The sequence below is a fragment of the Terriglobus albidus genome (assembly GCF_008000815.1).
Taxonomy (GTDB): Bacteria; Acidobacteriota; Terriglobia; order Terriglobales; family Acidobacteriaceae; genus Terriglobus; species Terriglobus albidus_A.
In genome coordinates this window covers 3718591-3735708 of record NZ_CP042806.1, presented here as the reverse complement: position 1 = coordinate 3735708, position 17118 = coordinate 3718591, and the positions used below count along the sequence as shown (strand labels likewise).

Genomic DNA, 17118 nt, shown 5'->3' with positions numbered 1-17118 from the left:
TCTCTTTCTGTGTATGGGCCTCCAGCAGCGCCACGAAAGACGCTGCTGGAGGTCGTTACGTTGGTTGAGACTTACTTCGAGGCCGCGGAGGTCTTCGGCTTCGGTGGAACCGTCGTGATCTGAGAGTAGTAGTACATACTGGCCGCGACCAGTTTCTCGGCTCCAGCCATACCGTTATCCCACTTGGAACCTTCAACCGCATAGTACTCGTTGGCGGCGTGAGCGCGTCCCCCCTGTCCACCGCGAGCGCCCATACCCATCGGAATGGAGATGCTGCCGACCTTCTGGCCGACCTCTCCATCGGCGAAGAGGTACGAGGGCCAGTAGCCGCCGGTCGCTTCCGCCTGCGAAACACCCAGGGGCTTGTCTTCACCGAGGAAGTTGTAGTGCGATGCCATCATGAACGGGCCATTGCGATCGGCGGTGACACCGAGCAATTCGCCTGCCTTCTTATGCGCGTTGGAGATATCGGTGTCCGACGACGATCCGCGCGACCAAGGCACATCGCCGATGAGTTTGATCTCTACGTCCTTATAGCCATTCTTATCCAGCTGGGCGCGAAGCTTCTTGATCAGATCCGGGCCGTTCATCTTCGGCACATAACGGAAGTTATGCTTCGAGGTGATCTTGTTGGGCAGAATAGCGCCTGCGCCTCCGGCGTACATATTGCCGCCCCAGATACCGTCGAGGTTGAAGCTGGTGCCAAAGCGGCCATCCTTCAGAACTTCGACCGGATCGTCAGACATATAGCGGGCAACGCCTTGGTTCTTTGCCATCTGCTCCAGGTTTGTATTCGCGGCGCGCTTCTTGAGCTCGTCCATCTGCGCCGGGGTCGGCTTCTCCATGTTGTCAAAGAAGCCCTGGATCAGAGGCGTGTTGCCATCAAACGAGGTGAGCGAAGCCAGCATATGGATGTGGCGCCATGCCGGTGAGTCGGTTGTACGCTTCATCACGCCGTGCACATCGCTGACTGTCGGGCCGCGGCCCCACTTGGTGCCGCTGGTGGTGAGCTCCACATAGACGCAGCCCTCGGAGGGGCCGCCGGCATACAGTGCATCCGCTTCCTTCAGCAGATCGGAGTGATCCTGGAAGAACTTGCGCAGACCGATATCCATGCGCTCTTCATCACCCTCGGCGATAAAGATCAGGTTCACGGGCAGCTTGCCGTTGACCTGCTTGTACGCCATCAGAGCGTTCAGCTGAGCCATCTCAGGCCCCTTTGAGTTGGTGGCTCCGCGGCCGATCATGACACGCGGAATATTCGGCAGACCGGCATCCTTCCCAGGAATAATGCGGCCTTCAAACGGAGGTGCAACCCATAGGTCGGGCTGTGTGACCGGCATGGTGTCGTACTGCCAATAGATCGCAACCGTCTTCGGCGCGCCCTCGTCGCACTTGGCATACACGACCGGGTTTCCCGGAGAGCCGTACTCGGTAATGCCTACATCGATCACGCGGGTGGTCTGGCAGCCGAGCTTATCGAAGAAGCCCTTCACCATCTCAGCCGATTCCGGAATACCTTCGCCGGAATTCGAGATGGAAGGCTGCTGAATCCATTTCTGCAGGTTCTCGACATGCTCGTCGATATGAGCGTCGATGTAATCGAATACCTTCTTCAACTCGGGCGGCGCTTTGCTCTCATCGGGCCCAGCGTTACCAGTGCCATTCGGATTGATTCCTAGTTTTGGCTTGCCGGTCGCCGACGACGTCTTGGTTTCTTTCTTGTTGCACGCTATCGGTCCTACCAGCAGACCGATCAAACACACAGCCATCAACCTGGATCGCATGATCTTCGAAAACTCCCTGAATGCAAATAGAAGTGCGCCTGCCTCGCAGCGACGCAAGTGAAAATCGTTATCGTTCTGGAGCGTGTACGACGGAACTACGGACTTCTAAAGGGTTGATCCGGCTATCTAAGCCTGGAATTCTTCTTGAAAACCCGGGCGAATTACACCTGTGCCTGCCATGCGAGAAAGGAAGATGGCATGGAAAAATAGCAGTAGCAGAGCTGTCTCTTGATGAAGCAAGCCTATGGTCAGAGGAGAAATCGTGTCAAGGAAAGTTCTTCTATCAAGAGAGTAGGTTTTTCAATCACTCGATGAGTTGCGGTGCCAATTTGTAAGCAGATGGTTTCTGCGCTATAGTCACAGCAAAATCACGGTAAGTTCTGCCGTGTACCTCGCTCACAACGCCCAGCCCGGGCAACAGATTTACATTGCAGCGCCGATCCATTCATCCTTTCCGGGGTTTGTATGAGAGTCACTGTTGTCGCATTTCTTCTTAGTCTGGCAGTCTGTTCCGCTCCGTCGCGAGCGGAGACGCTGAAGGGCGTTTCAGCCCTGCAGGGCGAAGTCGCACAGACGGACGGATATCTGAAAGCGACCTCCGCAGGCAGCCCACTTGAGCAGAAGCTCGACTTCTGGATGACACCACCGAAGTCGCAGATGCCGATCAAGCAATATCAGGTGGAGATGACGCAGAAGCTTCATGTCGTTCTTGTCAGCGACGACTTCAAGACCTTTCTGCACATTCATCCGCAGCTCTCACCTACCGGCCACTTTCTGATCACGCAGAAGTTTCCGCGTGCCGCGCTTTATCACGTGTACGCCGATGGAGAGCCCAATAAGCTGAATCACCAGGTCTTCCGGTTTGAACTGCCCATCGGCCAGACTGCGTCCGCCTCTCGCAAGCTTCCGTCGACGGGCATGGGAGTCCAGGTTGGTCCGTACGAGGTAGACCTTTCCACAGTCCGGCTGCATGCCGGGCGGATGGAGATGATCGACGTCGAGATCCTGAAAGACGGTAAGCCGGCGAAGGACCTTCATCCGTACCTCGGAGTTCCGGCACATGCGGTCTTTCTGAGTGACAGGGATCTGAGTTACGTTCATGTTCATCCAATGGCGATGGACGGCGACATGGATATGTCTAAACCAACACCGGAGATGCCAGATTCCGCCTCATCTCCGGGAGAGCTTATGCTGCACGTCGCCATTAAGGAAGCCGGAACCTATAAGCTCTGGCTGCAGTTCCGCGGCGCGGGCAACCAGCTCTACATCGCCGAATTCACTATGCTTGCCAGCTAGAGCGTTGTCCCTGTAGGTCTAGTGTAGGGACTCCGCATCTATGGGGTTTTCCGCAATAAAAACGCCGCTGTACGCCATTTTCGGGATACACAGCAACAGAGAAAATGCTCTAAAAGGGAGAGATATCAGTCGTGAATCTGAAAACATGTGTTCTTGGTCTCGCAATGACGGTAACAGCCTGCGTCCCAGTGGCCATGGCCCATGCCCATCCTAAAGTGATGCTGCCCGCAGCCGACTCCGCGGGTCCCGCTCCTGCGAAGGTCGTTGTTACTTTCTCGGAGCCTGTCGAAGCAAAGTTCAGCTCGCTAGCGCTGACGGACGAGAAGGGCGCGACGGTCGGTACAGAGAAGTCGGCGGGCGTTGCGGGAGATCCCAAGACACTCACGCTTGAGGTGCCCAAGCTGACACCTGGCGATTACCTGGTGCATTGGGTTTCCGTTGCTCCCGATGGACATAAAATGCAAGGTGAGTACAAGTTCACGGTGAAGTAGACGTGCTTTCTGAAGGACAGCTGCTGGCGCTGCATGTTCTGGCAAACGGAATAGCCGATGTGGCCTTCAGCCTTAGTCTGGGGGCCCTCGCCGCATTTACCTGGAAGACGCTTCCTGCCGTGTATGACAGGAAGCTCTTTCTGTTAATCGGACTGGCTGCCTTGCTGATGGCAGCCGTACAACCGGTACAGCTGGTTGTATTAACGGCCGGTATGACGGGGGCTGCCAGCTTCGCCGAACTCACGCCCCAGTTCCGCGATGTGCTCTCGACCCACGCCGGATGGATTCTACTGCCACAGGCCATTGCTGCAGTAGCGACTGCGGCGGCCGCACTGATTCCCTCACCTCGACGGTTACGGTTTACGCTGATCGCAGCATCTCTCTTTGCGCTCTCCCTGTTCCGATCAGCATCCGGTCACGCTGCGTCTGACGGAAATTACTCCCTGCGCGAACTGGCACAGTGGGTTCATTTGGCCGCAACAGGTGTGTGGGCGGGCGGCGTCATGGTGTCGGCCAGGCTTCTTCCTTCGCTTCGAGAGACGCAGCTGCAACATGCAAACGGCGAGCGGCTCTCCCTGCAGTCGGCGACAGCGATCGTGTTCATTGTCGTGAGCGGCATCTGGAACACCTGGCTCGGAGTCGACGCCGACATCCAGGGCGCCCTGCATACGCGATGGGCGTTATTGCTCGGCATCAAGCTGTTGTTCGTTCTGGCAGCACTCGCTCTTGGAGCGACAAACCGGCGTATCCTCCAACAGCCTCCCACCGACCAAACCATGCACCAGCTCAGCTCCACCTTGCGGATGGAGGCGGTGCTAATGCTGGCCATTCTGCTGCTCTCGGCATGGCTCGGAAGCGTAGCTCCGGCAGCGTGAGTGTGCCTGCTATCTCCTTCTTTCCACAGCCATCTCGAATCTTTGCCATCAGATAGACACAAGCCGCCCATCTTCTGTTACACTCAATCTTGTCGTTGGTTGATGGCGGTTCCTCCTGTGGGAGTCCAGTCCAGAGCCGGCCACTAGGATGAGAGCTGTCTGCGCCTGCATGATGCTCAAGTCTGAATCCCATCCAACTTGCAGTAGAAGCAAGCTGGGGACGTAGCTCAGTTGGTTAGAGCGCTGCCCTGTCACGGCAGAGGTCGCGGGTTCGAGCCCCGTCGTCCCCGCCATAAATCTAAGAAATTAGAGTTGGCGTGATTCCCTCAGCATCGAGGGCCGAGTAACCGCGCGATAGCGGTTCTGTATGTGAGACTCCTCCCTCTCTCTTCTGGTAGCATCCCTGCTGCGACCCGGCGTTCCGTCTTGCATGAAACTTGTTCCCGGAATGCTGCGTCCAGTTCGCCGGCCCCAATGTCGTGTACGAGGTGACCAATGTCAGCCCCAAGCATTGAACAAATCAAAGCTTCCATGCGCTCTACCTGGATGGCCGGGGATTTTGGTCTTGTTGCCAAAACCATTTCCGGCGGCGCAGAGGACTTTATCTCCCGGCTCGCGATCCCTGCCGGCAGTAAGGTACTTGACGTTGCCTGCGGCACCGGCAACACGGCTATTCCCCTGGCGCGCCGCGGATGTATGGTTACCGGCGTTGATATCGCGACCAATTTGCTAGAGCAGGCCCGTGAACGTGCGGCCGCGGAAGACCTGACGATTGCCTTCGATGAAGGCGATGCCGAGGCGCTTCCCTATCCCGACGCCAGCTTCGATGCGGTGACCACGATGTTCGGATCGATGTTCGCTCCGCGGCCTGAGCTGGTTGCCTTAGAATCGGCACGTGTTCTGAAACCTGGTGGCCTGTTGGCAATGGGCAACTGGAACCCCGAAGGTTTTACTGGTGCGATGTTCAGGACCGCAACAAAGCATGTGCCACCTCCTCCGGGAGTTCTGCCGCCTGTCATGTGGGGCGATAAGGCTACGGTGAAGTCACGCCTGGAGCCTTACTTCACCGATATTGAGACTGAACTTGTCCCCATCGACTTCGACATGCGGGTAAGCCCGGCTGGCGCGGTCGACTTCTTCCGGAATTATTTTGGTCCAACCAAGGTGGCTTTCAGCAAGCTGGACGGAGCGGGACAGGAAGCGCTTTATAGCGACCTGGTGACACTGTGGTCGGACGCGAATGTTGCTGTTGAGTCCGATATCCACACGCTGGTGAAAAACCAGTACCTGAAGGTCATAGCGCGTAAGAAGTAGCGGAAATATCTGATGTCTCAGAGCCCGGCTATCCGCCGGGCTCTTTCACGTTTGTGGCGTCTCTCTCCCATTCAAACGTTTTAATCAGTGAAAACTTTTCACCATCAGTAAAAAATTTCCTTGACAGGCTTTTTAACAGCTTTGTAGGATTCGCCCCGCTTCAAAGCAGATCGATTCCCAGGTAGCGAGGCATGCCTATGCAAGCCATTGCAGCACTGAGCCGACGCACATCACCCCGCAAGAGACTTTTGGCAGCATTTTGCGGAGCCATCCTTCTCATCAGCGCCGCCCTTGCCAGGGCGCAAAGCTCTTCCTCCTCGGTGAACGGAAACGTCACCGACCCCACCGGCGCGTCATTGCCAGGCGCCCGAGTCGTTCTGAGGAACGTTGAGACAAACGTTCTCCGTGAGAGTGTGACCAACGATTCAGGCGCCTATGTCTTCACGGCGATTCCGCCCGCTCGCTACACCCTCACCTTCACCGCCGCATCGTTTCAGACGCAGACGGTGGCGGCTTTTGACGTAGGTGTCGCCCAGGCGGTGACCATCAATACCGAGCTTCGAACCGGAAGCGTGACCGACACCATTACCGTCGAGGCGACCGGAGCGCAGGTAGAGAGTTCAACCGCGCAGCTTGGCACCGTGATCGACGAAAAAGCCGTCAATAACCTTCCGCTCAATGGCCGCAACTTTACGCAACTTCTTACACTGACACCGGGAGTAACTCCCGTCAGCACCGGCCAAAACAATAGCGCGAGCAACACCGCGGTCACCGCAGTGGGAACGACGAGCTATTCCTTTCCATCCATCAACGGAGCCGGAAACCGCTCCACTATCTATCTCGTGGACGGGATGAACGATAACCAAGCCTGGTACAACACCTATGCAGTCCCGCCCATTATCGACACCATCCAGGAGTTCAAGATCAACTCTCACAACGATGCCGTTTATGGCGGTTCTCTTGGCGGCGTGGTGAACATCGTCACGAAGTCAGGAACGAACAGCCTTCATGGTTCTGCCTGGGAGTTCATCCGCAATAACAGCTTTGATGCCAAACCCTACATCTCCGCTCCGCCGTCGTATCACCTAAATACCTTTGGAGGCCAGGTCGGCGGTCCTATTCGCATCCCATGGCTTTATGACGGCCGCGATAAAACGTTCTTTCTGGTTGGCATGGAAGGAACGCTTTACTCCAAGGCCGGATCGACCAATATCCTGATTCCCACGCAGGCACAGCTCAACGGCGATTTCTCCAGCGCCTCCACCGGCGTGAACAAGGGTGGAACCTGTTCCGCCAGCGATACACAAGCGCAGGTATCCCCGTGCCAACTTTACGATCCGACTGTTGGCAACAACGCACCGGTTCCCTATCGCCCGGCGTTCCTGGGCAACCAGATTCCCGCGGCAAAGATGAACGGCTATTCGCTGGCCTTCGTCAAGGCTGTCTTCGGAAACGCTACGCCGATTGTCATCCCGGGAATCGCTCCGACTCAGTACAACTATCAGATCACCGAGCCGACCCGCCAGAAGGTCTACAACTACACAGGTCGCATCGATCAACACCTCGGCACCAAGGATTTCATCTTCTTCCGCTATTCCGGCATACAGTGGAACCAGGAATCGCCCAGCACGCTTCCCACGCTCTTCACTTCAACAGATATTCCCGCTGAACAGTATGGTGCAAGCTGGATGCATGTCTTCAGCCCCGCGACCAGCATGCAGGTTCAATACGGTCGCACACATGTCGGGAACACCACTGTCACGCAATTCAATGATCGCAATCTCTGGAAGACTTATGGCTGCTCAGGCGATATGTGCAACTCATTTGTCGGCGGTGCAACTCTGCTTGTAACCCAGACCGTTACCAACGGCTTCTCTGGTGGAGAGGTCAACAGCCCCTCCAAAAACCTTTCCAGCATTCATGAATGGCTGGGCAGTGTGATGCACACCATGGGCAATCATCAGCTACAAGCGGGCGGCGGATGGGACCAAGTCAACTACACGGCACAGCTACGCCAGGGAACGGTTACCTTTACCGGAGCTTCCACAGGTAACTTTGGCAATACTCCGGGAAAGCCTGGAGCTAACCCCGGATCGCCCGTGAACATCACTTCGGCACAGATTGCGGCCCAGTCAGGTTTTGGTCTGGCGGACTTCCTTCTCGACTATCCGAACTCTGAAAACAAACGTAACGTCTTTCTTACCGAGCGCCCTGGAGGTATCGCCAACATCTATCTCCAGGACAGTTGGAAGATCACTCACACATTCACGCTGAACATTGGTGTTCGTTACGACCGCAGCGTCATTCCCGCCTTCGGCACCGATGAGTCCATCGGTCTGCAAGGCTCGCCTGAAACGGGAGACTTCGACTTCAATACCGGTGACTACATCATCCAGAAGCTGCCACCGCTGTGCAGTGACCGCAAGCATGCGCCCTGCCTTCCCAGCGCTACGCTGCCCGCGCACGTCCGCGTTGCTGCCGGAGGAAAGATTCTCCACGGCAGCAAAGACAATATCTCTCCCCGCATCGGTTTCGCGTTTCGCGTCAACGATAAGATGTCTATCCGCGGAGGCTTTGGTATGACCTATGACAACTGGGCAGCCATCATTCAAATGACCCAGAACTACCAGGGATCATGGCCCGATACCGGCACACTGCAGATCAACGGAACCAATACCCCTGGAACTGTCTACACCTCGGCTCAAGATCCGTTTGCAGCCAACTCCGGCAATCTTCCTGCGGCAACTCCCTTCGGCTCGTCGAACGTAAACTACATGGTCGATCCGCAGTGGGAGAATCCATACTCTGAGCAGTACAACTTCGGTATTGAGCAGCAGTTCGGAGCTCACACCGTCTTCTCGCTCAACTACGTTGGGTCTTCGTCACACCGCCTTGATATCGGCGGTTACTACAACACCGGAACTCCTTGTTCAACCTGCATCTCCTTCTCTGCACGCGGAACCAACACAGGCCAACCGTTTCCCTACACCGTTCCGCAGAAGTCGTGGGATCACTCGGGGGCAAACGCTTCCTACAATGCATTGCAGGCATCGTTTCTGCGACACTTCAGCAACGGACTTGGATACACCGTCGCCTATACATGGAGCAAGACCCTGAATGAGGGCAGTGACGGGTACTTCGGCGTCGAAAATGGAGTCCCGGAAGATCCATACAATCCGCGCGGCAGCCGAGGACCTGCAGGTTTCAACATCCCTCAGATTCTTGCCGCGAATGTCGTTTATGAGCTTCCCTTCGGGAAGAACAAGCGGTTCTCTACCGGAAACACGATAGGCGACTACGTCGTTGGCAACTGGCAGGTGAATGCCATCATCTCCGCCCGCTCCGGACAGAACTTCAACGTTACCGCTGCAGGCGACATTGCCAATACTGGGAATGGCGCCACCTATGAACGCGCCGACCTTGTCGGTGACCCTTATAAGCCTGGCCCGGTCGACAGCAACCCATTGTGCTCACCGCCAGCAGGTCCCACCCGCACACGGGCGCAATGGTTCAATCCCTGCGCCTTCAAAACACCCGCTATTGGAACTCTTGGAAATGCTCCCCGTAACTTTCTTCAGGGGCAGGAATCCTGGGGACTGGACACCTCGATCCACCGAATCTTCCCCATTCACGAGAACCTCTCCTTCAAGCTCGATGCTGAAGCCTTCAATGTCCTGAACCATCCGGTGCTTGGCACACCAGCAGCAACGGTTACCACTCAGCCAACCTTTGGAACCATCAGCAGCGTAGCGTTTGGAAATGCACAGCGTATTCTTCAATTCGCCGGCAAGTTCCAGTTCTAAGAACATGCGGCTTTGAAGCAAAAAGCCTGTCCGGAGAACTTCCCGGGCAGGCTTTATTACGTTTTCGCCTATCGCTTCATCTTCAGCTCTGCGCCATAGAGCGGCAGCAGCGGGTGATGAATCACGGCACGGAACTCATACGCGCCCTTGGGATCCAGTCCCTTGAGGTTTGCTGTAAATGCTCCTGGTTTGGAGATCGTCTGCGTCGGGGTTGCGGTCCAGGCAGCCGTCCGTGAATTCACATCTTCTCCCGAGACCGGTCGATATTCGAAGGTGACTTCGAGAGACGGTTGGTCACCCATATCGAGGACAGATCCTTCGAGTGTTTCTTCTCCCGACGTGCCCACGACTGAGCCGGTTGTCTGCACCTGCGGTGGCTTAAGAGCAGGCTCGACGTTTGTAATTCTGATCACGGCCGGATTTGGCCAGCGAAAATTATCCTGCAGCCGTTGTGCCTGCAGCACTCGCACATGGAGTCCGTCTTTCTCCTGATGCCATGTCGATTTCGGAGTAATTTCGGCGTGATACTCCACGACCTCGTCACTCTGTCCGAGGACACTCACCTCTGTCTTGTCGGTCGCTCGAACGGAATGAAGCGTGAATTCCTTCCATGTAGCACGGGGCCATGGCGTGTTAGATTCAACGACGGCATAGAGCGCGCTGTTGTCTTTCTTTTTGGTAAACCAGACATCGCCTTCGTTGGTAATGACCCAGGGACGCACGGCATAGATCGCGTCGGAGTTCACGAACATCCAGAGAGCCATTTCACGGAGACGCTCCTCTTCTTCGATCGGAAGCTCACCATTCGGTTTCGGCCCGACGTTCAGCAGGAAGTTGCCTCCTTTGGCGCGTGTCTGTACCAGCAGGCGAATCAGCTCTCCGCCTGATTTGTAGTGTTCGTTCTGAGGCTGATACTGCCAGGCGGTTCCCATCGTCATGCAGGTCTCCCACGGTCCAGGAAGCGGCATACCAGGAACAGTCAGTTCGGGAGTTTTGATGGCGCCGCGCGTCACGATGATGTTGGGATCGAGCTTCCATGCAAGATCCCGCAGGCCGGCGGCTTCACCATCGAGAAAAAGTTCGTCGACCTTGCCATAGTTGGTCAACAGCTCTTTGAGCTGACTCTGGTCGTACTGCATCAGTCCCGGGTTATTCCTCGGTTGCACATCTGGCACGGAACGGCGGATGGTCTTACCGTTCTGGTGCAGCCACCAGAAATCATCCGGAGAGAAGTAAACGCCGGTCGAGATGCCCTCAGAACGAAAGGCGTCAAAGACCTCTCGCGTGATATCGCGATGAAAGGGTGTATGCATGACACCGAATGGTGTCGTTTTGCTATCAAACATCGTGAAGCCCGAATGATGTTTGGTAGTGAACATCATGTAGCGAATACCTGCCAGATGCGCGAGGCGAGCCCAGTCCTTCGGTTGAAAACGATCCGGGTCAAAGGTCTTCGGCAGCTCGTTGAAAAAGCGATCCGTGTACTCAGGCGAGGCCCCAACCAGCGAGTGGCTGATCACCACGCCAAGTTGGCTGTCGACACTCCAGTGAATAAAGAGACCGAAACCCTGGTCGCGAAACCATTCCAGCCTGTCCGGCTTATTCAGCGATCCCTTTTCCGGGTCATCCTCAGCGGCCCCTGCCATGGGACACGAAGCAAGGATCAGAAACAGAAGACCCAGGATATGGATGATTTGGCGCAGCGGTCGTACTTCCCTCACAGATTTCCTCCGATGAATCAACACGAAAACCATACATGAAAAAACAAATTTACGAGTGAAATCATGACCGCTTCTCCCAACCGAGCCATGGGGTCCAACGGGTAGAGGATGTCCGCATTATGTGCCTATAAATCAATAGCTTGCATGGCCTCTTGAAGATTAGAGAACCCTTCGGTTCAAGATAAGAGCCTTCCAACGAAGTGTGCCCCGGCGATGGCCATGGCATTGCTACATACAGTCTTGACTCTCCCTGTCCATGCTGTGGGGCAGTCCATGGGCACGAATCCACGGAGGACTCCCCTTTTGAAATCCGCTTTTGCCGGCGCACAACCCCGTTCTTCCCAAGGGCTTATTAACTTTGGCGCGATCTCCCCCCAGGAGCTGCTGGCGCTGGAACAGTATTTCGTTCAAGGCCGTTTAGCAGAGGCTGAAGCACTGGCTCGCAATTTGAATGCGCGCGACCCACAGCACCCTCTTGCCTGGAAGATCCTTGCCGCCACCATTGCTACCCGCGGTGATCTGAACACAGCCATTGCGCTCTATCAGCAGGCGCCTGTAAATCTACATGACGATTGGCAGTATCAGAACAATTATGGCAATGCATTGAAGGGCGCCAGCCGCCATGGCGAGGCGATCCGCCATTACGAGCGGGCAATTGCGTTGCATCAGGACTCCATTGAGCCTTTTTACAATCTGGGCGTCACACTGCTTGAGATGGGTAACCTGACGGCAGCAGAGACCAGGTTGCGTTTTGTATTGACCATGGATCCTGATCACGGCCTGACGCATGTAAACCTGGCGAATATCCTTAACATGCGCGAGCAGTTGGAGGAAGCCGAGCCGCACTATCAATTCGCCGTTCGAGTCATGCCGCAGGAAGTACGCCTGCTGAATAACTACGGACAACTTCTAAGCAAACAACACCGCTATCCTGAGGCAGAGGCTTATTACCGGCGAGCCATTGAACTCGACTCAACCTTTGCCCCTCCCTTCGTTAACCTGGGAGAGCTGATGGGGCACCATGGATTTGTCGCCGAGACAGAGATGCTGCTGCGCCATGCTATCCGGCTGGATCCCAATCTGGCCCAAGGGCACAGCAATCTGCTGTTCACGCTTTCTCTACGGGATAACTGCACTTCCGCTGCAATCCTGGCGGAACACCGTATTTACGCAGAACGTTTTGAAACGCCGTTGAAGTCTCAATGGGGAAACTATTTCAACACGCGTGAGCCCGACCGAACTCTGCGGGTAGGCTTTGTCTCGGGCGACCTGCGCAATCATCCGGTTGTCCGCTACCTGATGCCTGCGCTCGAGCGGCTTACGCAGCATACAGACCTGCAGCTCTATGCCTACAACGTCAGCCGGCAGTACGACCCAGTTACAGAGCAGTACAAGGAATTGTTCGATTACTGGCGTGGAGCCGCTACCGCCTCAGATGAGGCGCTTGCACGCGCTATACGCGCCGACGTTATCGACGTTCTCTTCGACCTCTCCGGTCATAGCGGTGACAATCGCATGCTGACCTTCGCGCGCAAACCCGCGCCGCTTCAGATGAGCTGGATTGGCTATCTAGCGACGACGGGGCTGGACGCCATGGACTACTTTATTGGCGATGCGAACCTGATCACCTCCGTCGAACAGTCGCAGTTCTCCGAGAAAATTCTTTATCTACCTGCTACCACGACGTTCGCACCGTATGAACCAGCGCCTGAACGAAACGAACTTCCCGCACTGACCAACGGATACTTCAACTTCTGCTGCCTGGCACGTATCAACAAGCTGAACCAGCCTCACATCGCATTGTGGGCCAGGATCCTAAAGGCAGTACCGAGTTCGCGGATGATCCTTGCAACCATGTCCAATGGGGCTCCTCCGGAGACGGTAAAGGCATGGTTCATCGCTGAAGGTATATCGCAGGAGCGCCTGCTCTTCCTGCATGCGCGATCTGTGCTGGAACAACTGGAACAGTATAGGATGGCCGATCTCTGCCTTGACACCTTCCCATATAACGGCAGCACAACCACCAGCCATGCCCTGTGCATGGGAATACCGACTCTTACCCTCTGCAGCGAACTCGTCTCCGGCCGGGTGGGGACATCGATTGCATCTCATGTAGGTATTCCAGAGTTCATTGCGCACGACCAGGATGAATTTGTGCAGAAGGCCGTCTCGTGGACGCAAAACCTGCACGTACTGAATCAATTACGGCATGAACTGCCTTCCATGTTCGCGAATAGCGCGTTGCGGCAACATGACCAAGTTGCAGGTGTGCTCGTGGAGAAACTTCGCGCAGCCTGGAAACGCTGGTGCGCAGGACTTCCCCCCGAGACCTTCTAGCGTGGTGAATCTAAAGTTCGCGACATAAGTTATGAAGCCTTGCCATCCGAAGCGTTGAAAAAGCAGATCGTTCACGAATCACCCCAGCGAACAAGTTCGCCGGGGACCCCGAATGTTCGGGATGACAACATTTTTGATGACAACTTTAGACTTAGGACACTAGAGCCAGTCCGTCTGCCTCGACACTAGGGCTATCCCTTCTTGCTGCGAGTCCGCGCAGCCTTGCGAGCTGCGCTACGAAGGCCATCCTTACCCTTTGTAGCTACAGCCTTCATCGCTGCCTCATGCCGGCTCTTTGAGGTCCGTTTGCTCGAAGCTGTTTTTGCCTGCTTTGAGAGAGCTCCGCGTGTTACGGACCTGTGCGATTCGCGCTGAAGTACCCGCTCCCTGGTCCGAGATCGTTTAGGAGAAGCCGGTTCGGCTCCCTCCTGGCCTTTTTCGTACGCTCTCTCAGCGGATCTGCGGGTGCTCTCCTTCGCTTGTCCTTTTCCTGGAGGAGGAAGCGGAATTCCAGCTCTGCGTGCTTTGCTGAGACCGATGGCGATGGCCTGCTGCGGCGATCGTGCACCGTGTTTCCCTTCGCGAATATGCTCGATCTCCTCATGCACAAATTCTCCAGCGGCGGTTGAAGGAGACTTTCCTTCACGAAGATCGTTCTTTGCCCGTTCGGTTGTTGCTTTCTCTGGCATGTCGTCCTCCTTTACGGTCGTCTACGACGGGAGAAAGACTGCGGGAGGTTTTCTTTTACTCTTCACGAGAAGACCGCTGAGTTCATCTCCTGCGGGCGTGTCATCCGATGACTGACACCAGTCATCACTGACACCCTAGTTGCGATAGAACCACCAGATCGCCATGGATACCAGAATGACGAGAACCACGAGGCCGAGTGTCTTCATGATGCTGGAACTGACACCTGCTTCCGGGGGGCGCCCTACGAGGTGTAAACCTTCTGGAGTTTTGCGTTCCGTTCCGTCTCTCATGGACGCCAAAGATGGCTTCCATGGGTGAGTTGGTTGCATTCCTGCAAAAGCTTAGGCGTAACGGAAAAGAGCTTTGAAGCCGTAATCCATATGGTTCTGGATATGGCAGTGGAACAGAGTCAGCCCCGGCTGATCGGCGACAAAATCTACGGAGGCGCGGCCAAAATACGGCACTACCACCGTGTCTTTGATCAGACCGTGGGTCCATTTCCCGTTGATCTCTACGAGTTCCGTCTGATGACGATGCAGGTGCATTGGATGGGCATCATCGGTGCGATTGCGATAGATGAGGCGGTAGCGCTTGCCCTGCTCCAAAACAAACTCACGCTCGTGTGGATATGGCTTGCCGTTGATGAGCCAGGCATTGAACTTTCCCATGCCTGACGGCATCTTCTCGAAGACCATGTCGATCACTGCGTCCGGCTTCTGTGCCGGTGCTCCCGGCTTACCAAAGATGGTGTAGTCCCAGCTTGCAGGCCCTGGCTTGGCCCAGACCGCCTTTTTGTGCTGGTTAGCGTACTCCACGATGATGCCGAGGCCGGCGTTGCGGATCATGTCATTCGTCGCGCCGAGTATCCACACACCCGGATTGTTCATCTCCACAACAGCACAGACACGTTCCCCGGCTCCCAGGAAGATTGCATCCACCTCCACTGGCGTGGGGACGGGATTGCCATCCATCGCAATGATCCGGAATTTGTGGCCAGCGAAGGCGATACGCCGGTTCTCGATCGCCGAGGCATTCAGGAGATGGAAGAGCACCCGGTCGCCTTGTTTTACCCGGATGGGGTGGCCTGCTCCTAACGACTTGTCATTAATGGAGTAGGTCATGGAACTGACCTCTAGCCCTGGCGAGCCTGGCAGGTCGCGGGTTGGCTTTTCCGGTTGAAGCGCCGGCTTGCCGTCTTCATCGTCATCATCTTCCATGGTCGAGGAGAAGAACGGCTCCCAGTCGCGGAGGGCAAGAAAGTGTTCCTGGTCATAATGACCCGGGTCACCCGATGCCGGATCGACGTACACGAAGCCGAACTGCCCGGTGTAGGCGCCCTTATGCAAGTCAGATTCAGCCATAGCGTGGGTGTGGTACCACCGCGAACCGCCAAGGGCTGGCGTAAATTGCAGGCGGCGCGTTCCCTGCGGCGGAATGGGACGAGCTCCCTGCTCCTCGACACCGTCCGTCTCCGGCGAGATCAGAAAGCCATGCCAGTGGACGAGTTCGGGAGTATCCGTCCGATTGATGACGTCAACCGTGACAGGTTTGCCCTCCTTCATACGAAGGATCGGCCCAGGAGAGGTACCGTTATATCCAATCGTCGACAGAATGCGATCCGGTGCGAGTTCCACAGTCACCGGTTCAATACGGAGGGTAATATCGGCAGGTGGTCCTGCCATGGGTACGGCGGACGGTTGTCCCTGGGGAGGCATTGCCATCTGCCCCATCTGGGACAGGCCATACAGGCCCGTATCTCGCAGACCGGGAGCAGCCAGCGCCATGGCGCCGGAACGTAAAAAATCTCGCCGTTTCACCTGGGGCCTCGCGTGAAGGTGATGGTCTCACGGTAAGAATTTCTCAGGCAAGCAGTTGCCGGCATACCGGTAAGACGCAATACATGGAAAAAAGACGAAACTTTCGTGGAAACAACTCCTTGAGTCGCTTCGTCTATCCTGCAAGCCTTATACGCACGTAGACTGAGTACCTTCTCAGGAGGTCGCACGATGAAGCTGCTTGCCGCTACCGCAGTTGCCGCCGTCGCCCTTGCCTGCTGCTCGGTTGTTCGGGCTTACCAGCGGACTGCCTACTTCGGGTTTGATGACTCGGAACAGCGCCAGGCTCAGAAGGCCGAGTTCGTCTGGTCGCGCCTCGCCTATACCTCCCGCGCCGGCGGTAACGGATACGGCTGGGGATGGGGACGCGCCGCCTGGTCCCGCGACTATCCGAAGGCTGATCGGCAGCTTCTGGTAGCGATGAAGCGTCTTACGCGTATCGAAGGCCGTCCCTACGAACAGGTCGTCGACCTGGATTCAGACACCATCTTCGAATACCCCTGGGTCTACGCCGTGCAGGTGCAGGCCTGGACCTTCTCCGATGCCGAGGCGAAGCGCCTGCGCGACTACCTCAACAAAGGTGGATTTCTGATGGTCGACGACTTCCACGGAACCCAGGACTGGGAGGACTTCATGGAAGGCATGCGCCAGGTCCTTCCAGACCGCCCGGTAGAAGACCTGCAGAGCGGGGACGAGATCTTCCATGTTTTGTATGACATGGACGACCGTATCCAGGTTCCGGGCGAAATCTACATCCGCACTCACAGAACGTATGAGAAAGATGGCTTCACCCCGAAGTGGCGCGCCATCCGTGACGACAAAGGGCGCATCATGGTTGCTATCTGTCACAACATGCATCTGGGCGATGCATGGGAGTGGGCTGACGACCCCGAATACCCGGAAAAGTTTGCCGCACAAGCATTTCGTGTCGGTCTGAATTACATCGTGTATGGCATGACGCATTGATCA

General features: G+C 56.1%; 11 protein-coding genes and 1 tRNA gene. 8 read left to right on the top strand and 4 right to left on the bottom strand.

The features are described 5' to 3' along the window. Window positions 1-71: 71 nt before the first annotated feature. A complete protein-coding gene (locus tag FTW19_RS14585) occupies window positions 72-1787 on the bottom strand; it encodes a M20/M25/M40 family metallo-hydrolase (RefSeq protein WP_147648314.1) in 1716 nt (571 codons plus the stop codon). Window positions 1788-2252: 465 nt separating this feature from the next. On the opposite strand from FTW19_RS14585, the gene FTW19_RS14580 reads away from it, so the two are divergent. The 6 genes from FTW19_RS14580 to FTW19_RS14555 all read left to right on the top strand — a co-directional run bounded on the left by FTW19_RS14580 (window position 2253) and on the right by FTW19_RS14555 (window position 9566). Beyond that, window positions 2253-3083, top strand: a complete 831-nt coding sequence (locus tag FTW19_RS14580) for a hypothetical protein (protein WP_147648313.1) — start codon at window positions 2253-2255, stop codon at window positions 3081-3083. Window positions 3084-3214: 131 nt separating this feature from the next. Then, on the top strand, window positions 3215-3574 hold the full coding sequence (locus tag FTW19_RS14575) for a copper resistance protein CopC (protein WP_147648312.1): 360 nt from the start codon (window positions 3215-3217) through the stop codon (window positions 3572-3574). A 2-nt stretch (window positions 3575-3576) separates the two neighbouring features. Continuing rightward, window positions 3577-4449, top strand: coding sequence for a CopD family protein (locus tag FTW19_RS14570; RefSeq protein ID WP_147648311.1), 873 nt, complete (start codon window positions 3577-3579; stop codon window positions 4447-4449). A gap of 216 nt (window positions 4450-4665) precedes the next feature. After that, window positions 4666-4742, top strand: a tRNA-Asp gene (locus FTW19_RS14565). A 238-nt stretch (window positions 4743-4980) separates the two neighbouring features. After that, window positions 4981-5763, top strand: coding sequence for a class I SAM-dependent methyltransferase (locus tag FTW19_RS14560; RefSeq protein WP_246153311.1), 783 nt, complete (start codon window positions 4981-4983; stop codon window positions 5761-5763). Between the two features lie 248 nt (window positions 5764-6011). Further along, a complete protein-coding gene (locus FTW19_RS14555; protein ID WP_187142991.1) occupies window positions 6012-9566 on the top strand; it encodes a TonB-dependent receptor in 3555 nt (1184 codons plus the stop codon). Window positions 9567-9634: 68 nt separating this feature from the next. On the opposite strand, the gene FTW19_RS14550 is transcribed toward FTW19_RS14555, so the two are convergent. Beyond that, window positions 9635-11287: an alpha-L-fucosidase gene (locus FTW19_RS14550; protein WP_246153310.1), complete on the bottom strand. Its 1653-nt coding sequence runs from the start codon at window positions 11285-11287 to the stop codon at window positions 9635-9637. A gap of 303 nt (window positions 11288-11590) precedes the next feature. Here FTW19_RS14550 and FTW19_RS14545 point away from each other — a divergent pair, with 303 nt between their 5' ends. Continuing rightward, window positions 11591-13624 (top strand): tetratricopeptide repeat protein, encoded by a 2034-nt coding sequence (locus FTW19_RS14545; protein ID WP_187142990.1) that lies wholly within the window; start codon window positions 11591-11593, stop codon window positions 13622-13624. Between the two features lie 191 nt (window positions 13625-13815). On the opposite strand, the gene FTW19_RS14540 is transcribed toward FTW19_RS14545, so the two are convergent. Continuing rightward, entirely contained in the window at window positions 13816-14313 is a 498-nt protein-coding gene (locus tag FTW19_RS14540) for a hypothetical protein (protein ID WP_147648306.1), read from the bottom strand. Window positions 14314-14655: 342 nt separating this feature from the next. Then, a complete protein-coding gene (locus tag FTW19_RS14535) occupies window positions 14656-16131 on the bottom strand; it encodes a multicopper oxidase family protein (protein ID WP_147648305.1) in 1476 nt (491 codons plus the stop codon). Window positions 16132-16320: 189 nt separating this feature from the next. On the opposite strand from FTW19_RS14535, the gene FTW19_RS14530 reads away from it, so the two are divergent. Next, window positions 16321-17115, top strand: coding sequence for a DUF4159 domain-containing protein (locus FTW19_RS14530; protein WP_147648304.1), 795 nt, complete (start codon window positions 16321-16323; stop codon window positions 17113-17115). Window positions 17116-17118: the final 3 nt, after the last annotated feature.